Source organism: Paenibacillus antri, from assembly GCF_005765165.1.
Lineage (GTDB): Bacteria > Bacillota > Bacilli > Paenibacillales > YIM-B00363 > Paenibacillus_AE > Paenibacillus_AE antri.
On sequence record NZ_VCIW01000007.1, the window covers coordinates 171,891 to 195,808 of the forward strand.

The window sequence follows — 23,918 nt, forward strand, 5'->3', positions numbered from 1 at the left end:
CCCTCAGTCGTCCTAGACGACTGAGGGACGGCCTTCTTTCCATGGCGTATGGTTCGCGAGGACCCGGTCAATCGGCCAGCAAGGATCGTCCCGCAAGCTCTCCGAGCCGGAAAGCGTTCATTAGCGCTCTTTCCTCCTGAGCGGGATCGAACGGCATTCCTTCCAGCCAATAGCCCGCCATCGCGAATCCCTGCAACCTCAAGGGATCGCCTAGCATATTGCGTCGGATGTCGTACGGACGGCCTTCCGCATCTTCCACCTGACCCGCCGCCCGGGCGTCAACGGAACCGGTCCGGTAACGCAGGCAGGGGGTCTGCCATACATCGTCGCCGACGTACGTGAACGCGCTGCCGCTCAGCGAGGGGAACAAGCGCTTGAGTTCCGGAACGACGGACGGAAGACGAAGCATCCACTCCGATCGGGATACGAATTTGTCCACGCACAGAGAGATGCGCCGCTCTCCGGGCCAGTAGGTCGCCCTGCAAGACGCCCTGATGACGCCGAGCCCGTCCGCCGTCCAGCTTCGTTCCGTTTCGCAATCTCCTTCCGATCCGTTGAAGAGGACATGCAGCACCGTCCTTGCGTCCGGATTCGGGATCCCCTCGAACCGGCTTCGGGCGAGTTTGCCGTGGCCGGTCGCATCGACGACCTTCGTCGTCCGGATCGATCGATACCCGGTTTTCGTCGCGAGGACGGCCCCTGTTATGCGCCCGTCTTCCGCGCAAACCTTCGAAGGCCACACCTGAAACAGGACGTCCGCGCCGACCTGTTCCATCATGCTGTCGAATGCGACCGCCGCCGCGGCCGGATCCATCTCGCCGTCGAACCAGCCTCCGCGAAGCGTAAGGTACCGGAAAAATTCCCGAACCGCGGAGGAAGCTTCCGAATATCGGGGCAAGTCGGCGAATTGGTTGCGGCCTCGCACGATTTCCCGCCCCAGCGTTCCCGTCGTTTCGCAGAGGAGGACGCGCAAGCCTTCTCGGGCCAAGACATACGCTGCCGCCGTACCGCCGATGCCGCCGCCGAACACCACGGCGTCGTAAGCGTCCGCCGAATCGTTCGCGCCAATGTCCAGAGGTTGGTTGCCCACGGTTATCCACCCCTTTTCGCTCGCTTCAACCGTTCCAGCAGGATGCCGGCGGCCGTGCGGACGTACCCGCGCTCGTCCCGCGCGTATCGCTCCAACAGACCGCGGCCGTCGCCCCCGGCCACTTCAAGCAAATAGGCGGCCGTCGCGTCGAGGCTCCACTTGATCGATCGGGTATCCGCGGCGGCCGGAATCGATACGCCCGATCCGTGCAGCGCGTAATCGTCGCCCAGCTCGGCATCGGCAAGAACGGCTTGCGCGGCTGCGCGCGCGCCCGCCTTCCGCGCGTCCGCGAGCCGGCCGGATACGGCGATCAGATAGTGGAGGTACAAGAGGAGCGTCGTGCACTTGCGTTCGCACCGGATTCGTGCCAGCACATCGTCGAACACGCAGTCGCTCCCCATGCGGCGAAGCAATACTAGGGCCGATTGCCAGCGTTCCATCGTTCGGTCGAGTTCGTTCGGCTTGTCGGCTTCTCCGTTCCGGAACGAAGAAGCCAGATAGGGAACGCTTTCCTCGCGCTTCAATAAACCGAGCGCGAACGCGATCCCGCGAAGCCGGCCGCCTTCCGCGTCCCGCATCGCTTCCAGCAGCGGGGCCGCGGAAGCTTCGCCGAACTGCCATAACCACCACAATGCGGCAGGTTCCTCGTCGGTGCCTAGATACCGAATGATTTCGCGGATATCCTCCGGCGACGCGCCGTTTCGGACGACCCGCTGCCGATCCTCCGGCGTCCCCCCGGAGAAGGTAAGCCAGGGCGCGCTTTCCCTCGTTAGATCCGACTCGCGCAGCACTCCCCTTGCCGTAAGCGTGCGCTGCAGCGCCTTCACGTCGAGCCGCCGGGGAAGCGCGTTCGTCCGGACGCACATCGCCGCGGCGACGCCGCTGACCTCGCCCAGCTTCTGCATATCCCGCTGCATGCGAAATAAATTACCGCAATCATGGTCCTGGGACAACGCGCGGCATCCGATCAGCAGTCCTTCGATCCCGAGAGGAATGAGACAGCGGTACGGAACGTCCCCGCCGAACAAAAACTTCCATTGGCCGAGCACGCCGATCCAGATTTGCGCAAGATCGCTTTCGTTGGCGTAGTCGTAAGCGTGATTTTCGAGGTGGGCGAAACAACGCATGACCACGTCGTCGAATCGTCGATCCAGCAGCAGATCGTCCTGACGAAGCACGTAATCGCCGACGATTCTGCGGCCTTCCCGCACGCCCAGTTGAGGGCCGGCGACGAAATAATGCGCGGTCTCCGGCGTTGCGCCCGCCCTCCAGACGACGCGGCGCCCGACCCGGTATGCCCGCGATACGTCGACGGGGTCCGTTACGTCCAGCCAGCCGACATCGTAGTTGATGTTCCGCACTACGTTGTTCTCGTCCACGAAGCGGGGAATCAACGAATACGCGTGCTGGCACCCGTCCCATTCCCGCCCCAGCGTGTAGGACGCCCCCGCCAAATCGGCGGCGTCGCCGTCGCCGGTCGCATCGACGGTCACGCGCGCTTCGATGCGAATCGCGTCCCGTTCGCTCTCCACGACTGCGCCCTTGACCGTACGGCCTTCCATGATCATCTCGGCGACCGTCGCTTCATAGACGACATGGATGCCGAGCCGTTCGATCAGCCGGCCTATGGCCGCGGATTTCGCTTCCGGAAGCAGTCCGGACGCTTTGCTTTCCCAATGTTTTTGCAGAGAACGCGTCGATTGGTCCAGACGATTCTGGATGCCGCCCGTCAAACCGTAATAATAGTTCTGGATGCCCGCCCGTACGCCGACGCCGCCCAGCGCGCTGTCCCGCTCGACCAAGACGACGTCGGCTCCTTCTTCCGCGGCCGCAATGGCGGCCATTACGCCGGCGGTACCTCCGCCCAACACCAACACATCGGTTCGCAATCGTTCGTTCAAGCGGCGTCTCCTCGCCTCGTACCTGGAATAATTTCTCGTTCGCCCGGGGAACTTGCCCTCATTATACTTGCCGCCTTAGAGGAAACAATGTTCATCCGTCGCGTCCGTTTGTCGGTTTGTCAGGTGTCGACGGCATGCTCTTTACGCCATTTGCCCGGGGAAACGCCGAAATAGCGTGTGAACGCATGCGTGAACGCGTAAGGATCCGAATATCCCAAGGAGTGAGAAATGACGCTGACCGTATACGACGTGTTTCGCAGCAGGTCGAGCGACTTTGCCATTTTCAAATTTTCGAGGTATTTTTTGGGGGACATCCCGACGTGCTCGGTAAATATTTTCGAAAAGTAAGCCCGGTGCAGCGTTGCGCTCGCGGCCGCGTCCTTGACGGTGATTCCCTCGGCATAGTGGGCGTCCATAAACTTGAGGCTGCCTGCGATCCGCTGCGGAATCGGTTTGTTCGCAGGCCGCGAATCGTCGGGCATCATGTGGCTGAAGATGCCGTATAAGGACGATTGGAGCCGGAGTCGGCCCTTCGGCCCGTCGGAGGCGGGATGGAATAGGTTTTTAATCGTAAGCAGAAGTTCTTTGGTCGCAACCTGCTTCAAATAGGAGGTCGACTCCCGAAAGCCGATTCGGGTCAGCATCGCCTCGGAGAGCGGCCCGTGGAACGAAATCCAGTACATGGATAACGGCTTTTCGCTAGGCACATACCGGTACTGGTACACCACCCCCGGAAACATGCAGAAGGAGTCCCCGGGGAATAACACGATGCGGTTCGTTCCGTAGTTTACCTCTACCTTGCCTTCGATGACGAAATGGATGCTGCAATGCTCCAATGCGCGCGGTTTGGTCGAATAATTCGGTTTAGCGATGTTGCGGCCGACGCCGATCGGCCAAATTCCGAAATCTCGTGCGAAATCGTCGGGGGTAAAATACCGGGTTTCGATAAACTCGAGAGCAGACTCTTGCACGAGGATCCCTCCGCGCTCATGAGTATTGGGAACGCACTCCTTAATTTAAAGATGGTATGCGCGAAAATCGATAGGACTTCCGTTCAACGCAGGCAGGTTCGATGTTCGTCCATCCGTCTTCAGCGACAGAAGGTCGCCGGAGAGCGAACGGTATTCGATACCGCAGAGGCCGTCCGGCAAGGGATTCCAAAGCGGCGCTCGCTCCTCTAAGATCGATCCGAACGCGTCCAAATCGGAGATCCCCATCCGATTCGCTTCCCTGTCGTCGAGAGCCTCGACGACAACGCCGGCAGGCAAGCCCCAATGCGTTACTTCGTAACGATCGGACGCTTCCGTCAGTCGATACCCGGAAGAAGACAAGAACACGGCAAAATACACGCCTTGCGCATATCCGTACAAAGCAGTAGGCCGTTGAATCCATTGTCCTTTCGGAAGCACGCCATGAAGGACATTGCGTTGTTCGATTTCGGCTTCGCCGGCATAATAAGCGACGACGGCGCTTCGGTGAAAGAGCATGCCCCCGCTATCGTGTTGGTGACGCGGGTCGCCGGGTTGATAACCTTCGCCCGGTCGAAAGAAATATAAACGATTGACGGACGGGCCGTCGGTTAGAGGCAGCGTCGCTTCCCATCGATGCTGTTCGTTATCGAACTCCTTGACGCGCTCCCACATGCCGCCGACGGCATAACGTTCTGTAATATATGCGTAATTGTGGAGCACCTCCGCCCCCTGCGGCTCGATCGGATAGACGGCGCGCCGCACTTCCCTCGGTTCCGCCCTTTGGACGGCCTTCCGCACTACGTACTCCGGGGCCTCATAATAGAGCAATCCCGCATATTCGACGCGAGGCAACGAGGGCGGGAGAGGAAAGTCGCCGAACTGGACATAGTCGAAGCCGACATTGCCGTCTCTCGGAAGGTCGTGCGCCAAGCCGCGGGAATGCGCGCCGACCCATGCGCCCGGCAAATAATACGAAGCTCTAATGTCCCACAATCCATCGAGGATCCGTCGCAGCGGCTCGATCAGCGCTTCCTCCGTCGCGCACTCCAGCGCGCACGTGAACGCTTGAACCCAGTGCCAAAACCACGGCAAAGCGCCGTATTCGGGCATCCCTTGCTCGGACAGCCGCTTCAGCGTGAGGCGCAGACTTTCTTTCCCTTCCTGCAGCAGAGCCTCGTCCTGAAAATGAGTCCCGTATATCAGCTTGGCAGCCGTATATTTGGCTTCGTGATGATGGTAGCGGCGTAATGGAACTCGGTAATACCCGCTGCGGTACAGATGTAGACTCGCATCTTCGAAAGCCGCTTTCAAGCCCTCGGACATCCGAGAGGAGTATTTCCGGTAAAACCATACCGCAAGAATCCCCATAAGCTCCGCCGGGAGTACGTTCGGCTTCGCCGCCTTCGGGTCGGGATGCAAACCGAGCGGCCAGTGCCCGTACGTCGCCCGGTTCGAATCTTTGTCTTGCAGCGACAGCGCGTTCATCAGCACCGATTCGGCTTTCCGCATCGCTTCTTGTCTGTCGAAGCCGATCTCCGCCGTTTCGTCGACGGAAGCCGCGAATAGATAGGAAGCGAAATAGAAATTGTTTCGAATATCGTCGTGAAACCACAACCCGCTGTCCAGCAGCGAGCGATCGTACGCTTGCCGCGCAATCAAATCGATGATCCGCCGCCGCCGCTCTTGAGCCGTTGACATGACCGTTTTGCTCCTTTTCCCTGTGCGTTCATTAATGTATCGTTTCTATACTGTAGCATGAAGGATAAAGCGCAAGCGAACGAAAAAGTCAAAATAATTGCATATTGATCAAAATACCGTTACGGTCGTAACGGTATTTTTTTTTACAATGTAGACACTGACATAGAACATAGACGAGGTGGTAATATGCATTCCGTTACGGAGGTGCAGACGAATGTATCGCGGAAGAGGAAGCGGCGCGGCGGCCGAATGCAGCGGATGGAGTCGCTCGCCGGTTTCCTGTTCGTAAGCCCGATGCTTCTCGGGGTGACCGTGATGGTGCTGCTGCCGATTGTGGCGGCGCTTTATCTTAGCTTCACGGAGTGGAGCATGATCACGGGCATCGAAGGCATCAAGTGGATCGGAACGGAAAATTTCGATAAGCTGTTTCACGATACGAAGTTTCTGAAAGGATTGCGGAATAATGCCATCTTCCTTCTCACCGTTCCGGTATACTTGGCTATCTCGCTGATCCTTGCCGTGCTGATTAATAAGTTTGTATATATGAAGGGTTTCTTTAAAGTCATCTACTTCTTGCCGTATATTTCGAGCGTCGTCGCGGTGGCGACGGTATGGCGCGTGCTGTTCCATCCGTCGATGGGGCCGGTGAACCAGTTTCTAATGTCCGTCGGCATCGACAATCCGCCCAAATGGATCGCCGACCCGCAATATGCGCTCGTCTCCGTAATGATGATTTCGGTGTGGATCTCGATCGGCTACAACATGATCGTATATATGGCCGGACTGCAATCGATTCCTCGAGATTTGTACGAGGCCGCCGATATCGACGGCGCGAACGGCTTCGTACGCTTCTTCCGAATTACGCTGCCGATGCTGTCGCCTACGACCTTCTTTCTGCTCATTACCGGAATCATCTACACGTTCAAGGTGTTCGACATCATCGCGGTACTGACGGCTGGCGGACCGGCGGGGTCTACGAACGTCATCGTCTATTACTTGTACGAAACCGCGTTCATCAATTTGAAAATCGGGTACGCCTCTTCGCAAGCGATCTTCCTGTTCCTGTGCGTGCTCGTCATCACGTTCGTACAGTGGGTCGGACAGAAAAAGTGGGTGAACTACTGATGAACCTTGCATTAGATCTTAAAAAGCTGCTCGTCACCGTCGTCTTGGCGTTCGTCGGCATCTTGTTCGTGCTTCCGTTCGCTTGGATGTTATCCGCCTCCTTCAAGCTGGAAGGAGAGGTGTTCACCTATCCGATCCAATGGATTCCGAAAGAGTGGATCGGCTTCTCGAACTATAAGGAAGTGTGGTTCGGGGACCACCCGTTCTGGAAATATTATCTCAACAGCATCTTTGTCACCGTGGTGACGACCGTCGTATCTTGTACGGTATCCGCGATGGCGGCGTACGGCTTCTCGAAGGTGCACTTCCCGGCGGGGAAATGGTTGTTCTTCATCGTCCTGGCCACGTTCATGGTGCCGCAGGAAGGCATTCTTGTGCCGCAGTTCATTCTGTTCCGGATGATCGGGTTGTTCGACAACCATTGGGGCTTAATTTTACTAGGAAGCTTCAGCGTACTGGGCACGTTCATGCTGAGACAATTTTTCATGGGCGTGCACAACGAATTCATCGAATCGGCCAAGATCGACGGCGCCGGACATCTTCGCATCTTCGCGCAGATCGCTTTCCCGCTGGTGAAACCGGCGATCGCCACGTATGCGATTCTTCGCTTCATCTGGACGTGGAACGACTACAAATATCCGTTGATTTTTCTCCGAACGGACGCGCTGTTCACGATTCAATTGGCGATGCAGAAGTTCACGTCGATCAACGGCGAGTTTTATTCCTTGATCATGGCGGCGGCCGTCTCCGCGATCCTGCCGCTGCTGCTCATGTTCGTGATCGGACAAAAGCGAGTGATCGACGGAATCGCGATGGGCGGAGTGAAGGGATAAGAAAAAAGTAAAAATAGTTGTAAGAATAGTCAATTTAAGAGCATGGTTCCATCGCCTTACATTGATACAATCATCACGGAAAGCAAAATAAAACGGTTACACGGAGGGTCATACATGAAAAGGAATTTTGGAAAAAGCATGTTCGCGACCGGTCTTATTCTTAGCTTATTAGCAGGCTGCTCCAGCGGCGGCGGTACGACGCCGGCGCCGGAGACGGGCGGGAGCTCGGCGCCTGCCGGCGAACAGCCCGCGGCGGAAGCGCCTGCGGCCGAACCGGTGACGATCAAATTCCACACGCACGGTACGGAAGCGCAGTACAACTGGGAAGCGACGCTCGTCGCTTTCGAAGAAGCGTATCCGAACATCAAGGTGGAGCTCGTTACCCTGAGCGAGAAGGGCGATACGAACGAAGCGACGCAGAAGCTCGACTTGGCGGCCGCTTCCGGCGAGCAACTGGACGTTCTCATGTTCAGCGACCCGGCCTCCTATGCGCAGCGCGTAGGCCTCGGCATGGTTGCGCCGATCAACGCCTTCATCGAAGAAGAAGGCTTCAAGGTGTCGGAAGAGTACAAGGTCGACACGCTGATGCAAGGTCAATACTACGCATTGCCGGGCAAGTTCAACCCATGGTACGTGATGCTTAATAAAGATCATCTGGATGCGGCGGGGCTTGCCGTGCCGACGGATTGGACGTGGGACCAGTTCGCGGAGTACGCGAAGACGCTCACGACGGGCGAAGGCGCGACGAAGCGGTACGGCACGTACTTCCACGGACCGCAGAACGGCGGTTGGATGGAGTTCTTGCGCCTCTCGCTCGCGAACAAAGTGGAAGATACCGATTTCCTCAAGGCGGACGGCTCGTCGAACTTAGACGATCCGATGTTCAAGCGGACGCTGGAGCTGCGCCTGAAGATGGAGCGGGAAGACGGATCGTCCACGCCGTATGCGGATATGCTGTCGCAGAAGCTGCATTACCGGACGCAGTTCTTCAACCAATCGGCCAGCATGGTGCTGATCGGAAGCTGGATGAACAGCGAGCTCGGCGGCACGGAGCAAAACCCGCTCAACTTCAACGTCGCGATCGCCCCTTATCCGAAAAACAGCGACGCCGACGCGATCGGATATACGCCGGTGACGACGGACTTCATGGCCGTAGCGGAGAAGTCGCAGCATAAGAAAGAAGCGTACCAATTCATCCGTTGGTATACGACGGAAGGTCTTGCGAAGTACGGACGCAACATTCCTTCTTGGAGCAAGGTGTCGGACGCGGATCTCGAGAAGATCGTCGATTCGATCCTCAGCGGAACGCAGAAGCCGGAGAACGTCGACAAAGCGTCGCTCATCAACGCGTTGGCGAATTCCAAGTCGGGCAAAATCATTCCTCCGGTCACGTACCAAGCGGAAGTATATAAGGCGCTCAACGAGCAATACGAGCTGTTGATTCTCGGTTCTCAAGACCTGGATACGACGCTTGCCAATATGAAAACAGCCGTGCAAGAAATTATCGACAACAACAAATAGTAAGCGATATGATGGGGGAAAGAGGCGGCGGTATCGCGCCTCTTTTCGTCGTAAGAACAAGGGGAGGCGGGGCGATTGGAGAAGGGAAAGCATTGGCTTCGGCCGTTTATCGGTTCGTTCCGGCATAAGCTGATCTTGACTTCGATCGCCTGCCTTCTGGTCCCCACGCTCATCACGTTGTCCGTCTCGAACGTGTTGACGCGGGATGCCGTTCAGGAACAAGCGGAGAAGAACGCGCAAGAGCAGCTGAAGCTGATCGAAGGGTACCTGACCGGATTGTTCGACAACATGCTGAATATCTCGAACTATATTATCGCGGATCCGGATATGAACGTGATCTTGAAGGAGCAGGCGGCCGGCAAGGAATATACGGGGGACAATGCGGAGTACCGGGAATTCGCGGATCGCTACGAGATCACGAGCAAGATCGACAACATCTCCATCATCGGCGAAAGAACGTATGTGACGATCTTGCTGCCGAACGGCAGATTTTTCATCAATTATTTGCTCCACGAATACGACCCGCGGCTTTTATTCGAGGAGCCTTGGTTTCCGGACCTTGAGGGATTGACCGGCATGGCGGCGCATTGGGTGGAAGCGGAACCTTCGCCTTATTTATATGAGAAAGCCGCAGGAAGACAACAAATCTCGGTCGCTAGAACGCTGAGGCGCCCGAACCAAAGGGTGTACGCTTACGTCGTCGTTACGGTGCCGGACAATCAGATCGAATCGATCTTCGAGCGCCTCGGCACGGGTCATGAGGTCATGCTCGTCGACGGGGAGAACCGGGTCATGTCGCATCTCGATGCCGGCCGGATCGGCGAACGGCTGACGTATTTGTCCGATGAACCCGAACGATCGTCCATCGTCGAGCTGGATGGAGAGCGATATCTGGTCGCTCAGCATGCCGCGGGGATTAAGGATTGGAAGCTCGTGCTTTTGACCCCATATAAGGATGCGGTGCATCAAATCAATCACATTTTCCAAACCGTATTCGCATTTCAAGTGATCGCCTTCGCCGTGTTTTTAGTCGTGTTGGTATTGCTGATTCGCGCGTTCACGAAGCCGCTCGTCACTCTGGGCAAGCTCGCGTTGACAGTGGAACGAGGCAATCTCGAGATGCGCTCGCGGATGAAGGGGCGCGACGAAATCGGGCGTCTCGGCCGACAGTTCGATCAGATGTTGGACCGGATCAAGCAGATGATCGCGGAAATTACCGAAGAGCAATCGCGCAAGCGGAAGGCGGAGCTGAGGATGCTGCAGGCGCAAATCAACCCGCACTTCTTGTTTAATGTGCTGAATTCGATCCGGATGAAGGTGCTGCGCAAGGGCGATAAGGAAAGCGCGGAGATGCTCTCCTCGCTGTCCAGGCTGCTGCGGATGACGATCGACCGCGACGAGGAGACGATCACCCTCCACGAAGAGGTCAGCACGGCGATCGATTACGTGAACCTGATGAACATGCGCCAGAAGGAAACCGTAACGCTGTCGGTTGCGATTTCGTCGGAGGCGATGCTGGCGCAAGTACCGCGCTTCTTCCTGCAGCCCGTCATCGAGAATGCGCTCATTCACGGCTTCCAGCAGCGGTCCGGGACGATTCTCGTGTCGGCCGAGGTAGAGGGGAAGACGCTGCGGATCGCGATTCGGGACGACGGCACGGGTATGAGTCCGGCGGCGGTAACGCATTTGCGAAACCGGCTGAAGCGCGAAGCGGTTCCGACGGACGAGGGAGATCATCGTGTCGGGTTTTCCGGCATCGGACTGACCAACGTGAACGAGCGAATGCGCATCAGATTCGGAGACGCGTTCGTCATGCATATCGACAGCGAAGAGGGAAGCGGGACGACGGTGACGATGTTCGTTCCGCTCTAGGAGGAGCGAGAAGGTATGTATAAAGTCATGTTGGTCGACGACGATTATCCGGTGCTGGAGCTGTTGTCCGAAGCGATCGATTGGGAGCGGCTCGGTCTTACCTTAGAAGGCGCATATGAAAATGGTCTCGAAGCGTTGGAGGCCGCCGATCCGGACATGCCCGATATTCTCATTACCGATATCGGGATGCCGAAGATGGACGGCTTGGAGCTCATCCAACGGCTGAAGGAACGGAAGCCGGGCCTTCGAGTCGCGATATTGTCCTGCCATAGCGAATTCCATTACGCCCAGCGCGCGATGAAGCTCCAGGTACAGGATTACCTCGTGAAGGATACGCTGGACCCTGCCGATTTAGAGCAAGTTCTCGTCCGGTTTTCCGCCAGCCTCGACGAAGAGCGCAAGCTCGATCTCGAACGGCACAAGCTGCGGCATCTGGTGGACCGCTCGCGCGAAGCGATGAAGGAGAAGTGGATTCGGAACGCGATCCAACAGCCGCTGCTGCAAGCGAAGGTTTGGAACGAGGAGCTCGCTTCGTTCGGCTTGCCGGTCGAGGGAAGAACGGTGCTGCCGGCGATCGGAACGATCGACGATTACCTTCAGGCCCAACAACGGTTCATGTCGGACGATATTTTGCGGTTCGCCGTCACGAACGTAATCGAAGAGATCATCGCCGAATCCGAGACGGAAGCGGTGCTGTTCCCATATAGCGAGAGAGAATGGATGATTGTACATTCGTTCCGTCCGACTCTGACGGTGAACGGCTTCGACGAAGCCCGGAAGCTGACCGAACGGATCCGGTCGTCTTTGGGCCGCTCGCTTAAGCTGTCTATGTCGTTCGTGATCGGGGACATGTGCCGCACGCCGGAGCAAACCAAGATTGGGTTAACCGCCCTGTTGACGGAAACCGGCCAGAGATTCTACATGGAGCGCGGAGAGATCGCGTCGTTCGCGCGTTTCGAGCCGACCGAGGGCGATTTATTCGCCTACTACGACGAAGCGAGCGAGCGATTCCGCGAAAGCATCGCGAAGCGGGATCCGGCAGAGGTGAAGGCGAAGGTCGGGGAATGGATAGAGTTCCTTAAGAAAGCCAAATACGCGCCTGAAATCGTGAAGGATTGGATGTTGAAGCTGCTGCTCGACATTCGCCTCAAACATCAATCTTTGCATTCTTTCCGATCGTCGAAGTCCGCCGAGAGCTTGCATAAGGACATCGCGGAGATCGGCTCCCTTCGCGAGTTGGGGAATTGGCTGACCGAACATCTCCTCGCGGCGATTGCGGCGGCCGAGGATTCCCGCGTCCGAACGCAGCGGAAAGAAGTGCTTGACGCTTACCAGTACGTGTCCTTACATCTGGACCAAAGAATAGGACTGGACGACATCGCGGAGCATCTGCACTTAAACCCTAGTTACTTCAGCAGGTTGTTCAAGAAAGAGACGGGCGAGACGTTCATCGAATACGTCATTCGGACGAAGATGGAGCGCGCGAAGCAATTGCTCGACCAAACGGCCCAACCCGTAGCGAAAATTTGCGAGATGCTCGGCTACGACAATCAAAGCTACTTCATTAAATTGTTCAAGGGGTACACCGGCGTCACCCCGATCGATTATCGGAACCGGGGCGCTTAAGAGGGGATGACTATGGATTACCTTGCGATCAAACGGGCCCTGCAGATCGGCGATCGTTCGGAACAAGGAAGGATGTTGTTTGACGAGGCTCGGGATGTTAGGAAATGGGAGGAGATCCGGACGTCCCCCTTCTATCGGGATATGGTTGCGGACCTCCGGGAAGAAGGGGAACGGCTGCTCTCCGAGCCGATCGTATCGTTACCTTTCTCCTCCTTCAAGTTATTCGATACCGCGGGGGCGAGAATCGAATTCGAACGTTCGTTTTTCGCGAGGCGAAAGCGTCTGTCGATCTTAGCGTTCTTGTCTCTGCTCGATCGGAATTCCGAGCTTTACCTTCCTGCGTTGGAAGACGCGATCTGGGCGATTTGCGACGAGTATACTTGGTGCCTGCCGGCCCATCTGGGCGGGAACTCCCTGAAACCGTCGCATCTGCGGCGAAATCGGCACAGCATCGATCTGTTCGCTGCCGAGACCGGATTCGCCCTTGCGGAAATCGTCTCTCTTCTTAAGGAGAGAATACATCCTATCGTCGCGTCCCGGGCGGAAGCGGAAGTGAAAGAGAGAGTTCTAGAAACCTATTGCAGCCTGGGCTCCTCCTATGAATGGGAAACGTTGGGGAACAACTGGGCGAGCGTGTGCGGCGGCTCCGTCGGCGCCGCCGCCCTTTATCTGATCCCAAGCGCAGAGGAGCTCGCGCCGATCGTTCATCGGTTGCTGGGAACGATGGAGAGCTATCTTGCCGGCTTCGAAAACGACGGCGCCTCCACGGAGGGCGTAGGGTACTGGAGTTACGGTTTCGGCTTTTACTCGTATTTCGCCTCGTTGCTTAAGCAAAGAACCGCGGGGCGGATCGATTTGTTGGAAGGCGAGAAAATCAAGCAAATCGCGTTGTTTCATCAGAAGTGTTACCTGACCGGTCCTTACACGGTGCCGTTCTCCGATTGCGAGCCGACGTCTCTGTTTCCCATGGGCTTGATTCACGCGTTGAAACGGCGTTACCCCGAGATCCACGTCCCGAACATAGAACAGAAGTGGAGCATCGCGAAGGATCCGATCGGGAGATGGGGCCCCTTCATCCGGGACTTCGTCTGGAGCCGCGCCGAGTGGATAGGCGAGGAGTGGCCGGACGGTACGTACTTCCTGCCGGACGCGCAGTGGGCGGTCGTCCGGCGGACGATCGACGGCGAACGGTACGCGTTCGCCGCGAAGGGCGGCCATAACGACGAACCGCATAACCAGAACGATCTCGGGAGCTTCGTGCTTCACGTCGGCGGCGAAACGCTGCTGACCGATCTCGGTTCCGGCGAATATACGAAGGGCTACTTCGGGGCGGAGCGGTACTCGTATGTATGTAACAGCTCGGCGGGCCATTCCGTGCCGATCGTCGAAGGCTCCTACCAACAAGCCGGCGCAGCGTATCGAGCGAAGGCGCTTCGATTCGAAGAAAGCGAAGAGCAAGTATCCTACACTCTCGACTTGACGGAAGCATATGGAACGGCGAATCTGCAGTCGCTCGTTCGGCAATTTACGTTCAAGCAACGCGTTCTTGAATTGAGGGACAGGTATGTATTTCGCGAACCGCCCTCTTCCGTAATTAGTAGATTCATAACTTTGTATGAACCGGCGGTTTCCGCGGACGGACGCGTCCGGGTCGAAGGGGCCGCGTTCGGCGTCGAAGCGGTGTACGATCGACGGGCGGCGAAGCCGGTCATTCATAGATTCGATTTTATGAACAAAGACTCCAAGCTCATCCCGGTGTATGCGATCGATTTGGAGGCGGAGCGTCCGGCCGAAGAAGTGCTAATGACGGTCCGATTTGAAATCTATTCTCTTACCTGATACGGAAAGGATGTTACCGATGAACGTACAAACGGATTGGGCGCAGAGCGCTTGGAACCAGGTGATCGGAAAGGTGTCTCATACGAGCGCCCGCATCGGCCCCGCCTTTCCTCACGCCAGCGTGAATGGCACATATGCGTTGGAACCGGCCCACTGGTGGACCGCGGGCTTCTGGCCCGGTCTGCTCTGGCTGCTGTACCGAGACACGAAGGACGAGGCGCTGCGGAACATCGCCGAGGCGTGCGAGGAGAAGCTGGATCAGGTCATTGCCGATTATTACCGTCTGGATCACGATATCGGCTTTATGTGGACGCTGACCGGCGTCGCTCGCTATAAGCTGCTCGGAAACGAAGACTCCAAGCGCCGTGCGCTGCTGGCGGCCAACCTTCTGGCGGCGCGCTTCAATATTCAAGGAAAGTATATTCGGGCTTGGAATCCCTGGAAACCCGGGGAAAACAACGCGGGCTGGGCGATCATCGATTGTATGATGAATTTGCCGTTATTGCATTGGGCTTCCGAGGCGACCGGGGATCCGCGGTTCAAGCATATCGCCGTCGCGCATGCGGATACGGTGCTGGAGCATTTCATCCGACCGGACGGCTCGGCGTACCATATCGTCATCTTCGATCCCCTGACCGGCGAGAAGGTCGGAGTGAACGGAGGACAGGGCTACTCGGCCGAGTCGGCTTGGTCGCGCGGCACCGCATGGGCGTTGTACGGCATGGCGCTCAGCTATCGACATACGGGGGATGAACGTTATTTACAGGCGGCGAAGCGCGCGGCGCATTTCTTCCTCGCCAATCTCCCGGAGGATCATGTCCCCCACTGGGATTTCCGTCTTCCCGCGGAGGTTCCCAAGCACCGCGATTCGTCGGCCGGGGCGTGCGCGGCTTGCGGCCTCCTGCTGCTTGCGAAGCAGGTGGACGTCGTAGAGTCCGAACTTTACCGCCAGGCGGGCGAACGCATCCTTCGTTCCTTGTATGAGCGTTACGGCACCTTCGATAAGGAAGACGAAGAAGGGTTGATTCTGCATGGAACGAGCCATTACCCGGAAGGTAGAAATATTGACGTCCCTCTGATCTACGGCGACTACTACTTCGTGGAAGGCCTCTCTCAATTATTGGGGCACGGCGAGCTATTTTGGTAAAGGGGGATCTCGCTCATGCATTCCTTGGCATTACCGATCCAACGTAATCCACTAGCTACAAGAGAAGATCTGCAAGCCGCGGTGAACCAACTGTGTCTGCCGTTGCTGCCTTACTACAGCGAAGGGAAAGCCCGCCTGCGGCTCGGAGCGACGGCCTCGGGCTGCACCGGTGCGACGGCCGAGTTGGAGGGCTTCTCCAGGGTGTTATGGGGGCTCGCGCCGCTAGCTGCCGGAGGAGGTAATAGCGAGCTGTGGGAGACGGTTCGCGAAGGCGTCCGGAACGGGACCGACCCTGCGCATCGGGAATATTGGGGAGACGCAGCCGATTATGACCAGAAGCTGGTGGAGATGGCGGCGATCGGGCTGGCGCTTGCGTTAGCTCCCGACCACATTTGGGAGCCGCTGCAGGAGCCGGAACGGCAACGGCTGTACCAGTGGCTTCAACAAATCAATCACCGGAAGCTTCATGATTGCAACTGGCTCCTTTTTCAAGTGGTCGTCAATTTGGGCTTTCGAGCGGTCGGTCTCCCGTACGATCAAGCGCTCATGCACCGAAATTTGGACAGAATCGATGCGTTTTATTTGTCCGACGGGTGGTATTCCGACGGTCGCGACGCACACTGCGACTATTACGGTCCTTTCGCCATCCATTATTGCTGTCTTATCTATGCCGTCCTAATGGAGAAGGAGGATCCGGAACGATCCGCCTTATATAAGGAGAGAGCGGCCGGCTTCGCGAAGGACTTCATCCATTGGTTCGCCGGCGACGGGAGCGCCTTGCCGTTCGGGCGAAGCCTTGCCTATCGATTTACGCAAGCCGCGTTCTGGAGCGCCATGGCGTACGCCGGCGTCGAAGCATTCCCTATGGGCGTGATGAAAGGGATCATTCTTCGGAATTTGCGCTGGTGGTTTCGGCAGCCGATCTTTCAAGCGGACGGCACCCTGACGATCGGGTATGCCTATCCGAATCTTATTATGGCGGAAAATTATAATGCTCCAGGTTCTCCGTATTGGGCGTTGAAAACGTTCCTGCCGTTGGCCTTGCAGGCGGATCACCCGTTCTGGCAAGCCGAGGAGCAACCGCTCCCGAAGCTTGCCGAGTCCGCCGTTCAAGCGGAGCCTCGGCAGATCGTTCATCGGCAGGACGAAAGAAATCACGTAGTAGCGTTCAATGCGGGTCATAAGGCGACCAACGAGCACACGCATACGTCCGCGAAATACGAAAAGTTCGCTTACTCGAACGTGTTCGGGTTCAGCGTGCCCCGGGCGGAATGGGGTCTAGCGCAGGGGGCGTTCGATTCGATGCTGGCGCTCAGCGAGGAAGACAATCTGTTTCGCGTGAAAAGAACCGCCGAGGAGTATTCCATCCAAGAGAACGTTATCTACACGAAGTGGAAGCCCTGGCGCGACGTCGAAGTGCGTACATGGATCGTTTCGGGCGCTCCTTGGCATGTTCGCGTGCACTGCATTCGCTCGAACCGATCCCTTGTCGCGGCCGAGGGCGGGTTTGCGTTAGGCATCGAAAACCGGGACGTCGAAGCAGGGGATCGCTGGCAGGCCGTTCCTGAAGAGTCCAAGCTTATTGCTTCTTCTTATTGGGGAGCGAGCGGCGTGATCCGGCTTCTCGGAGGGGGCGCCGTCCATCTCGTTCATCCGAACGCGAACACGAATCTGATCCATCCTCGAACGGTCATCCCGACGGTCGCGACGACGCTTGTCCCGGGAACGACTTGGCTTGCGACCGGCGTGTACGGGCAACCCGGAAAAGAGGATTTGGCTCAATGGAGCCATCCGCCATTTCTTGAGTTTGCGGCGGACGAACTGCTTGTATATTTCGGAAATTCAACGAAAGTAGCGGCTCGCATCGAAACTGGTTGATATAACGGTTGGATATGAGCATCCTACGCGATTTACCTTGTTTTGGAGACGCGCATCGAGCGCGTCTCTTTTTATTTGGCGGGAGAAATGTATTTACACCAAAATAACCCTATGCTAAGATTGGAAGCAAATCCGAATAATTAAAGAACGATGTTCTCCAATTAAGAACAAATTTGAAGATGGCCCCTCAAATACAGCTTGTCTCTACATAGTGTCCCGATAGAGATTGGCAGCCGAGTTCTTAACGCGGACCTCCGCGAAGCTCTCACCGGCGCCGGCCGTTAAGAACCATTCAATAAAAATCATGAGGGAGGTTATCGTTGTATGAAACTGCAAAGAAATCGTATCGCCGTCTCGTCAGGTATGTCCGTCGTGTTAGCCTTCGGCGTCCTCGCCGGCTGTATGAACGACTCCAGCGAACCGCCGACCGGCGAATCCGCACCGCCGGCGGAACAGAACGAGGATACATCGGGGCTTGCGGACGGTGGGGTGACCCACCTAGAGGGGTACCCGATTACCAAGGAACCGATCACCATTAAAGCGGCAGTCATGTATAGCTCCTTACGCCCAGAGATGGATACGACAGCCATATGGGAGTACGTAGCCAAGAAGACAAACATCAACTTGGAGATCGAAGTGTTGAAGGATCGGGATAAAGCGGACTTGATGTTCGCCAGCGGCGACTTCCCCGATCTGCTGATGAACGTCGGAATCAACGCCAACCAGATGACGAACGCTGCGGAGGGCGGCAATTTCGTCGAGCTGAAGCCGCTGTTGGAACAGTATGCGCCGACGTGGAACCGTTTCCTGGAAGAGAATAAGCTGGTGTACAACGCTTCCCTGGCCACGGACGGGAAGCTGTACAGTTTACCTTATATCGACTTCGCTCCGTTCGACCGAAACCTGCGGGATCAATGGATCATTATGGACTCGTGGTTGAAGGAGCTGAATCTGCCGGTTCCCAAAACGACGGAGCAGTTTAAAGACACGTTGTCGGCCATCAAGGCGAATGCGGGAACGGGGACGATACCGGCCGACGTTATCCCATATTACTTCTACTTCGACGGCTACGTCGGCGGGCAGTTCGACATCTACGGCAGCTTCGGCGTGTACGTCACGAGTTCCGATTATGTCGTGGTAGAGAACGGCGTCGTGAAGGATCAGTCCACGAATCCGGCAATGAAGGAACCGTTGAAATATTTAAGAGATCTATATGCGGAAGGTCTGATTCCGCCCGAGGTGTTTACGGACGACTTCAACACCTATGCTTCGAAGATCAGTTCCATTCCTCCCATCGTCGGATCGTATCACTCCTACGCAAACCGGCAGCCCGACCTTGGCGCGCCTATGGGTCCTCTGGACAGCGGAAACGGACGGAAGCCGTTGATGAGAAGTCAAGCCTATGTTCCGGGCCCTGCTCATACCGCTATCATAACCAAGAACAACAAATATCCGGTTGCCACGGTTCGTTTGCTGGAGGCCATCGCGACCGACACGGAATTGGGGCTGACCGTCAGCAGGGGAACGAAGGGAATCGTCTGGGATACCGACAATGACGGCAAGGCATTCCAACACTTCTGGGAAGAATCTCCGGATAAGATGGCGGAGCATGCAGGGGATTTAGGACTGCATAACTCGTTCGTCGCGCTGAAGGATCAAACCTTCTATGAAGAAGTGTGGAAAGAGTCGTCTTACGATACCGTAAATTCCAGAGCATGGGCTTATGAAAATGTATACAAGGACGTCGTCATGCCCAACGACATGGTGTACGTGGAAGGAGCGCTCGGGCCGGACGACGTCGCAATGCTGAATCAATATCGTACGGACTTGGCCAACTATCGCAAAGCGGTATTCGCGGATTTCATCACCGGAAAACAGGAGATCGACGCCAACTGGGATGCTTATGTCGAGCAGATGAACAACCTTGGGTTGGAACCGTTCATCGAGTTAAGGCAGAAAGCGTACGATGTCATGACGAAGTAACCGGAAGAGGGGAGGCTATCGGGTGGTCACAGCAGGCTTGAGCAAGCAGCGGGAAAAGGAGAAACCCTTACGCTTTCGAATCTGGCAAAGTCGCGAGCTGTATCTCTTCCTCCTGCCTGCCGTCTTACTGGTTATTGTCTTTAGCTACTTGCCGATGTACGGCATCTTGGTGGCGTTTAAAGACTACAAGCCTCACCTCGGCATACTCGACAGCGCATGGGCCGGGTTTACATATTTCGAGCGATTCTTCTCCATGCCGATGTTCGGCGTCATCCTTAAAAACACGCTGATTTTAAGCTTTTACATGTTGATCGCGGGGTTTCCGCTTCCGATTATCTTGGCGTTGGCCTTGAACAGCGCACCGAATCAGAAGCTGAAGAAGCTGGTCCAGACGATTACGTATGCTCCGCACTTCATATCCATCGTCATTATCGTCGGGATGATTAACATCTTCTTCTCCCCATCCACGGGGATCGTCCGAAATTTGCTCAACAACGTAGGACTGATAGAAGGCAACATCGACGTGCTCATGAACGCGTCCAGCTTTCCGCATCTGTATGTATGGAGCGGCGTGTGGCAGACGCTGGGATGGAGCAGCATCATCTATCTCGGCGCCTTGTCCGGCGTAGATCCTGCGCTGCATGAGGCCGCCATCATCGACGGCGCGACCAAGTTCCAGAGGGTGTTGCGCATCGATCTGCCGTTAATTGTTCCTACGATCGTCATTCTGTTGATTCTTGAATCCGGAACGATCATGAACGTGGGCTTCGAGAAAACCTTCTTGATGCAGAACGCATTCAATCTAAGCACGAGCGAAGTCATCAACACGTATGTGTACAAGATTGGGATTCGGGAGGCGCAGTACAGTCTCTCCGCCGCCATCGGTTTGTTTAATTCCGGCATCAACTTCATTATGATTCTTCTGGTGAACCAGGTCAGCAGACGATTTGGTCAAGAATCGCTGTGGTAGGAGGGATCGCCTATGCGACACGCGCTGAAGCGGTCGAATCAGGATCGGTTATATGATGCCGTTACCTATGTGATTCTGATCCTGCTGCTGCTCATTGTCGCTTATCCGCTGTATTTCGTCGTCATCGCTTCGATCAGCGATCCGAAATTGGTCGCCACCGGACGTATTCTGCTTTGGCCGCAGAGCTTCAACCTGGACGGATATATGGAGGTCGTCCGATATTCTCCTATCTGGACGGGATACCGCAATACGTTGGTCTATACCGTCTTGTTTACTTCCTTATCGGCGATGATCAGCCTTATGGCCGGATATGCGCTTTCGCGGAAGCCATTCCCCGGGAAAACCGCCGTTATCGCCTTTCTGCTCTTTACGATGTTTTTCAACGGCGGTCTCATTCCGACGTACCTGCTGATGAAGGAAATAGGACTTTACGGCAGCCCGGCTATTATCGTCCTTATGGGGGCGGTCAACGTAACGAATATCATCATTAGCCGAACGTTCATGAAATCGACGATTCCCGATGAATTGTACGAAGCCGCCTGCATGGACGGTTGCTCGCATACGTCGTTCTTCTTTCGCATCGTCATGCCGGTATCCAAGGCCTTGATCGCGGTATTGGTTCTCTTCGCGGCCGTATCCCAGTGGAATTCCTGGTTCACCGCGATGATTTATTTGACGAAAGAAGAGCAGATGCCGCTTCAGATGGTGTTACGGGATTTAATCGTCAACCAATCCGCCCTCAGCATGGCCAGCGATTCCGCCAGTATGGGAGGGGACGCCGCAGCGCAAATCTATTTGGTGGAGTCGATGCGCTACGCGGTCATTATCGTGTCCACGCTGCCGATTCTATGTTTCTACCCGTTCGTGCAAAAGTATTTCGTCAAAGGCGTCATGATCGGGTCGGTCAAAGGATAAGAAGTATGGAATGGTTACAAAACCAGAAATGTCGTCCGACGTAAAATTCGTCGGACGACATTTTCTTGATCCGTTTACATTACGATCCCTTCGTCTTTTCCGAATCCTCGGTCCATTCCCTTGCGGAGTTCTTAAATTCCTTAAGAGTGGTGCCGAAGGCCCTTCCCAATTCCGGCAGCTTGCTCGGTCCGAACAAGATCAACGCAAGAATAAAAATCAGGATAAGTCCAGGAATTCCTATACTGCTCAACAACCCGATTCCTCCTCACACCCCGTAGATTTGCTCGTAAAACTTCCCTCTCACTTTCAGAATTAAGCTGGCTGGGCCGTTATTCTCCATGGGAAGGTTCTGGGATAACGTCGTGGCCGGGCCCGAGCCATTGCGCAGCTCGAGCTTTAATGCGCTGGAATACCCGTTCATGCGGTAAGGTACGTTTTGCGTGGAAAACACCGCCGCCCTAACCCATAACTGCGGGTCGGCCGCTCGCGACTCGACGACGGAAACCTCGGCTTCTTGATAATCGGGATGGTTATCGATCGCCGCGCACGTAAACAAATTGTACTTGGCCAGGAACGACTTCTCTCCGAGGAAGCAGCCCTTGGAATAATCGTCGCTCGCTCCGTTGCCCGGAACGGGGGTGGCAGACCATGTCTGGTAATTCCAACCGCCCGACTGGATCGCGTAACGAAACAGGGCTTCGACGTCCTTGGACGCGGCGCTGCTCTGGATGCCGTTGGCTTTGCCCATCCGATGCTCGATCACGCCGTTGTTATTCCGAAGCTCGATCTTGAACTCGAACGACCGCAGGTGGACATGTCCGAGTCTCCGGAACTCCGGGATGATGACAGCTCCGGGACAGTGTTCTATTTCCTGGTAAGCCGGGTTGGTTCGATTGTACGGAAATTCGCAATTGATGAGACGGGGCAGCAAGGTATATTTGCTCGCTCGGATCGGGCCGCTCTCCGCGCGGCAGTTCACGAACGCAGGGCGAATCACGCGGTTCAACACGATGGAGGCGCTCTCCCGGGTTTGGAACGAACAGTTGACGAATCGCTGATGGTTCACGCGATAGGGGCTGCCGCTGCCGATGAAGCCGTCGATCATCAGAGGCGTACTGTCCGGCGCGATTCGCTGCTGCCAACCGGAAGCGAATCCATTGGAATGGTGATCGGTTCCGGAGAAGAAGCAGTCGGATACGAGTACATGGGAGATGCCGAACTGACCTTCCGACATCTCATCCGAGCCGACGGCAGGGGGGGAGAATCCGAATTCGTCGGGAGGGTTTCCTTCGTCTCCGCCGAGTATGGCTGCGCCGATTTTACCCTGGAACAAGCAATCCTCGATCGTCGCATATTCGACGGCTCCGAACTCTCCGCCTTGGGAGAGACGGCCCGATGCGTCGATGTACAAACCGGCCTTCTGCCAATACCCCACGACAGAGACTCGATTCAGCTTAATATGGTCGGCGTTGTCGATCCAAAGCCCTACATCGATCATCGCGTGCTGGTCTGTATCCGGCGTCGTGATCGCGCCGAATTCGTCGCGAATGCGGAAGTGGGACAATATCTTGAGGTCGGATAGTTGAATGCCGTCTCCGTCGCGCTCGAACCTCACGGCGCAGGTGAAGTTCTGGAACTCGGATCGGTTGCTGGAGAAGCGGCTGGCGCCGCTGCCGATAAATTTAAGGATCGTTCCGTTTTCCATGTCTAAGATGCTATCGGGCAGTTCGTTTCTTCGTTGGCCGAAGGTAAACCACGAGGAATTACCCACGCCTCGAACGAATGTATTCCGCGGAATCGTGAGCGTGTCCGTAATCAAGTAGACGCCATGCGGAAGATACAACGATTTCCCGCGCGAAGCCTCGAGCGCTCTTCGAAGCGCGTCCGTATCGTCGGTAATGCCATCGGCCGCGGCGCCAAACCAACGGGCGTTCAGGCTCCCCTCATAGATCCTCTTAAATCTTACGCCCTCGCCGGTTATGTATATCGTACCGCCATCCGCCGGAGAGGTAAGGTCTGCGACATCGTAATAGAAATGCCCCTCTCTACCGGCATCCGTAACATAGTATATCTGATTGATATTCCCGGGAGGCTGACTTAACCATTCGGCCAACGTGCCTGCTTGGATGCCGTTCATGCTCTGCAGTTCCAACTGGGTGACCTTCTTCTGGTCTTTGCCGTTGCCGTATACGTTCTCGGACACGGTCTCGCCTTGGGCCCTCGGCAATAATCCGCCGGGCAGCCCGGATGCGATGAAAGCTGCGCCGGATACGCCAAGCGCGGCTAACAGCTTCCGGCGGCTGATCGGCGCCTTCCCCCACGATTGTTGCGAATCCCCATGCAAGTCGTCCGTCTTAGAATCCTCGTTCATTTCAACTTCTCCCTTCGTAGTGATCGTTGAATAGAGAGCCATCATCCTCCTAGTTTGTTCCCTATAGAAGAACGATGTTCTCCTAAAATGAATTGTAATTCATGGGATGTAAGGTGGGCAACATATATTTTTTGAAAATTCAGGTGCAATGGAGCGGTGTGGAATGATAGGCTGAGCT

Annotated in this window: 17 protein-coding genes; 11 read left to right on the forward strand and 6 right to left on the reverse strand. The window is 56.1% G+C overall.

Annotation, left to right across the window (positions count from 1 at the left end):
* Positions 1 to 67: 67 nt before the first annotated feature.
* The 4 genes from FE782_RS13120 to FE782_RS13135 form a co-directional block, all read right to left on the reverse strand.
* Positions 68 to 1,090 (reverse strand): FAD-dependent oxidoreductase, encoded by a 1,023-nt coding sequence (locus tag FE782_RS13120; RefSeq protein WP_158299384.1) that lies wholly within the window; start codon positions 1,088 to 1,090, stop codon positions 68 to 70.
* Positions 1,091 to 1,092: 2 nt separating this feature from the next.
* Positions 1,093 to 2,991 carry an FAD-dependent oxidoreductase gene (locus tag FE782_RS13125; RefSeq protein ID WP_138194551.1) on the reverse strand — a complete coding sequence of 633 codons (1,899 nt, stop codon included), beginning with the start codon at positions 2,989 to 2,991 and terminating at the stop codon, positions 1,093 to 1,095.
* A 119-nt stretch (positions 2,992 to 3,110) separates the two neighbouring features.
* A complete protein-coding gene (locus FE782_RS13130) occupies positions 3,111 to 3,962 on the reverse strand; it encodes an AraC family transcriptional regulator (RefSeq protein WP_138194552.1) in 852 nt (283 codons plus the stop codon).
* Between the two features lie 45 nt (positions 3,963 to 4,007).
* Positions 4,008 to 5,660, reverse strand: coding sequence for a hypothetical protein (locus tag FE782_RS13135; protein WP_138194553.1), 1,653 nt, complete (start codon positions 5,658 to 5,660; stop codon positions 4,008 to 4,010).
* Positions 5,661 to 5,846: 186 nt separating this feature from the next.
* On the opposite strand from FE782_RS13135, the gene FE782_RS13140 reads away from it, so the two are divergent.
* From FE782_RS13140 to FE782_RS13190, 11 genes are all read left to right on the forward strand, one after another.
* A complete protein-coding gene (locus FE782_RS13140; protein ID WP_138194554.1) occupies positions 5,847 to 6,785 on the forward strand; it encodes a carbohydrate ABC transporter permease in 939 nt (312 codons plus the stop codon).
* A complete protein-coding gene (locus FE782_RS13145; protein WP_138194555.1) occupies positions 6,785 to 7,618 on the forward strand; it encodes a carbohydrate ABC transporter permease in 834 nt (277 codons plus the stop codon). The genes FE782_RS13140 and FE782_RS13145 overlap by 1 nt, the downstream gene beginning before the upstream one ends.
* Positions 7,619 to 7,732: 114 nt before the next feature.
* Positions 7,733 to 9,139: an ABC transporter substrate-binding protein gene (locus FE782_RS13150; protein WP_138194556.1), complete on the forward strand. Its 1,407-nt coding sequence runs from the start codon at positions 7,733 to 7,735 to the stop codon at positions 9,137 to 9,139.
* 75 nt (positions 9,140 to 9,214) lie between these two features.
* Positions 9,215 to 11,011: a cache domain-containing sensor histidine kinase gene (locus FE782_RS13155; protein ID WP_138194557.1), complete on the forward strand. Its 1,797-nt coding sequence runs from the start codon at positions 9,215 to 9,217 to the stop codon at positions 11,009 to 11,011.
* 15 nt (positions 11,012 to 11,026) lie between these two features.
* Positions 11,027 to 12,637, forward strand: a complete 1,611-nt coding sequence (locus tag FE782_RS13160) for a response regulator transcription factor (protein WP_138194558.1) — start codon at positions 11,027 to 11,029, stop codon at positions 12,635 to 12,637.
* A gap of 12 nt (positions 12,638 to 12,649) precedes the next feature.
* A complete protein-coding gene (locus tag FE782_RS13165; protein WP_158299385.1) occupies positions 12,650 to 14,476 on the forward strand; it encodes a heparinase II/III domain-containing protein in 1,827 nt (608 codons plus the stop codon).
* A 19-nt stretch (positions 14,477 to 14,495) separates the two neighbouring features.
* On the forward strand, positions 14,496 to 15,623 hold the full coding sequence (locus FE782_RS13170) for a glycoside hydrolase family 88 protein (protein WP_138194560.1): 1,128 nt from the start codon (positions 14,496 to 14,498) through the stop codon (positions 15,621 to 15,623).
* Positions 15,624 to 15,638: 15 nt separating this feature from the next.
* On the forward strand, positions 15,639 to 17,501 hold the full coding sequence (locus tag FE782_RS13175) for a DUF2264 domain-containing protein (protein WP_138194561.1): 1,863 nt from the start codon (positions 15,639 to 15,641) through the stop codon (positions 17,499 to 17,501).
* Positions 17,502 to 17,825: 324 nt separating this feature from the next.
* Positions 17,826 to 19,484, forward strand: coding sequence for a type 2 periplasmic-binding domain-containing protein (locus FE782_RS13180; protein WP_138194562.1), 1,659 nt, complete (start codon positions 17,826 to 17,828; stop codon positions 19,482 to 19,484).
* Between the two features lie 22 nt (positions 19,485 to 19,506).
* A complete protein-coding gene (locus FE782_RS13185) occupies positions 19,507 to 20,454 on the forward strand; it encodes an ABC transporter permease (RefSeq protein ID WP_138194563.1) in 948 nt (315 codons plus the stop codon).
* 12 nt (positions 20,455 to 20,466) lie between these two features.
* Positions 20,467 to 21,369 carry a carbohydrate ABC transporter permease gene (locus tag FE782_RS13190; protein WP_138194564.1) on the forward strand — a complete coding sequence of 301 codons (903 nt, stop codon included), beginning with the start codon at positions 20,467 to 20,469 and terminating at the stop codon, positions 21,367 to 21,369.
* Between the two features lie 79 nt (positions 21,370 to 21,448).
* Here the strand turns inward: FE782_RS13190 and tatA are convergent, their stop codons facing one another.
* Together tatA and FE782_RS13200 are read right to left on the reverse strand one after the other, a co-directional pair.
* On the reverse strand, positions 21,449 to 21,622 hold the full coding sequence (gene tatA / locus FE782_RS13195; protein ID WP_138194565.1) for a twin-arginine translocase TatA/TatE family subunit: 174 nt from the start codon (positions 21,620 to 21,622) through the stop codon (positions 21,449 to 21,451).
* A 12-nt stretch (positions 21,623 to 21,634) separates the two neighbouring features.
* Positions 21,635 to 23,740 carry a putative phage tail protein gene (locus tag FE782_RS13200; protein WP_158299386.1) on the reverse strand — a complete coding sequence of 702 codons (2,106 nt, stop codon included), beginning with the start codon at positions 23,738 to 23,740 and terminating at the stop codon, positions 21,635 to 21,637.
* Positions 23,741 to 23,918: the final 178 nt, after the last annotated feature.

Coding starts and splice junctions, on each gene's coding strand:
- FE782_RS13135 (WP_138194553.1), bottom strand. CDS start 5,660: ATGTCAACGGCTCAAGAGCGGCGGCGGCGGATCATCGATTTGATTGCG.
- FE782_RS13140 (WP_138194554.1), top strand. CDS start 5,847: ATGCATTCCGTTACGGAGGTGCAGACGAATGTATCGCGGAAGAGGAAG.
- FE782_RS13145 (WP_138194555.1), top strand. CDS start 6,785: ATGAACCTTGCATTAGATCTTAAAAAGCTGCTCGTCACCGTCGTCTTG.
- FE782_RS13150 (WP_138194556.1), top strand. CDS start 7,733: ATGAAAAGGAATTTTGGAAAAAGCATGTTCGCGACCGGTCTTATTCTT.
- FE782_RS13160 (WP_138194558.1), top strand. CDS start 11,027: ATGTATAAAGTCATGTTGGTCGACGACGATTATCCGGTGCTGGAGCTG.
- FE782_RS13165 (WP_158299385.1), top strand. CDS start 12,650: ATGGATTACCTTGCGATCAAACGGGCCCTGCAGATCGGCGATCGTTCG.
- FE782_RS13170 (WP_138194560.1), top strand. CDS start 14,496: ATGAACGTACAAACGGATTGGGCGCAGAGCGCTTGGAACCAGGTGATC.
- FE782_RS13175 (WP_138194561.1), top strand. CDS start 15,639: ATGCATTCCTTGGCATTACCGATCCAACGTAATCCACTAGCTACAAGA.
- FE782_RS13180 (WP_138194562.1), top strand. CDS start 17,826: ATGAAACTGCAAAGAAATCGTATCGCCGTCTCGTCAGGTATGTCCGTC.
- FE782_RS13190 (WP_138194564.1), top strand. CDS start 20,467: ATGCGACACGCGCTGAAGCGGTCGAATCAGGATCGGTTATATGATGCC.
- FE782_RS13200 (WP_158299386.1), bottom strand. CDS start 23,740: ATGAACGAGGATTCTAAGACGGACGACTTGCATGGGGATTCGCAACAA.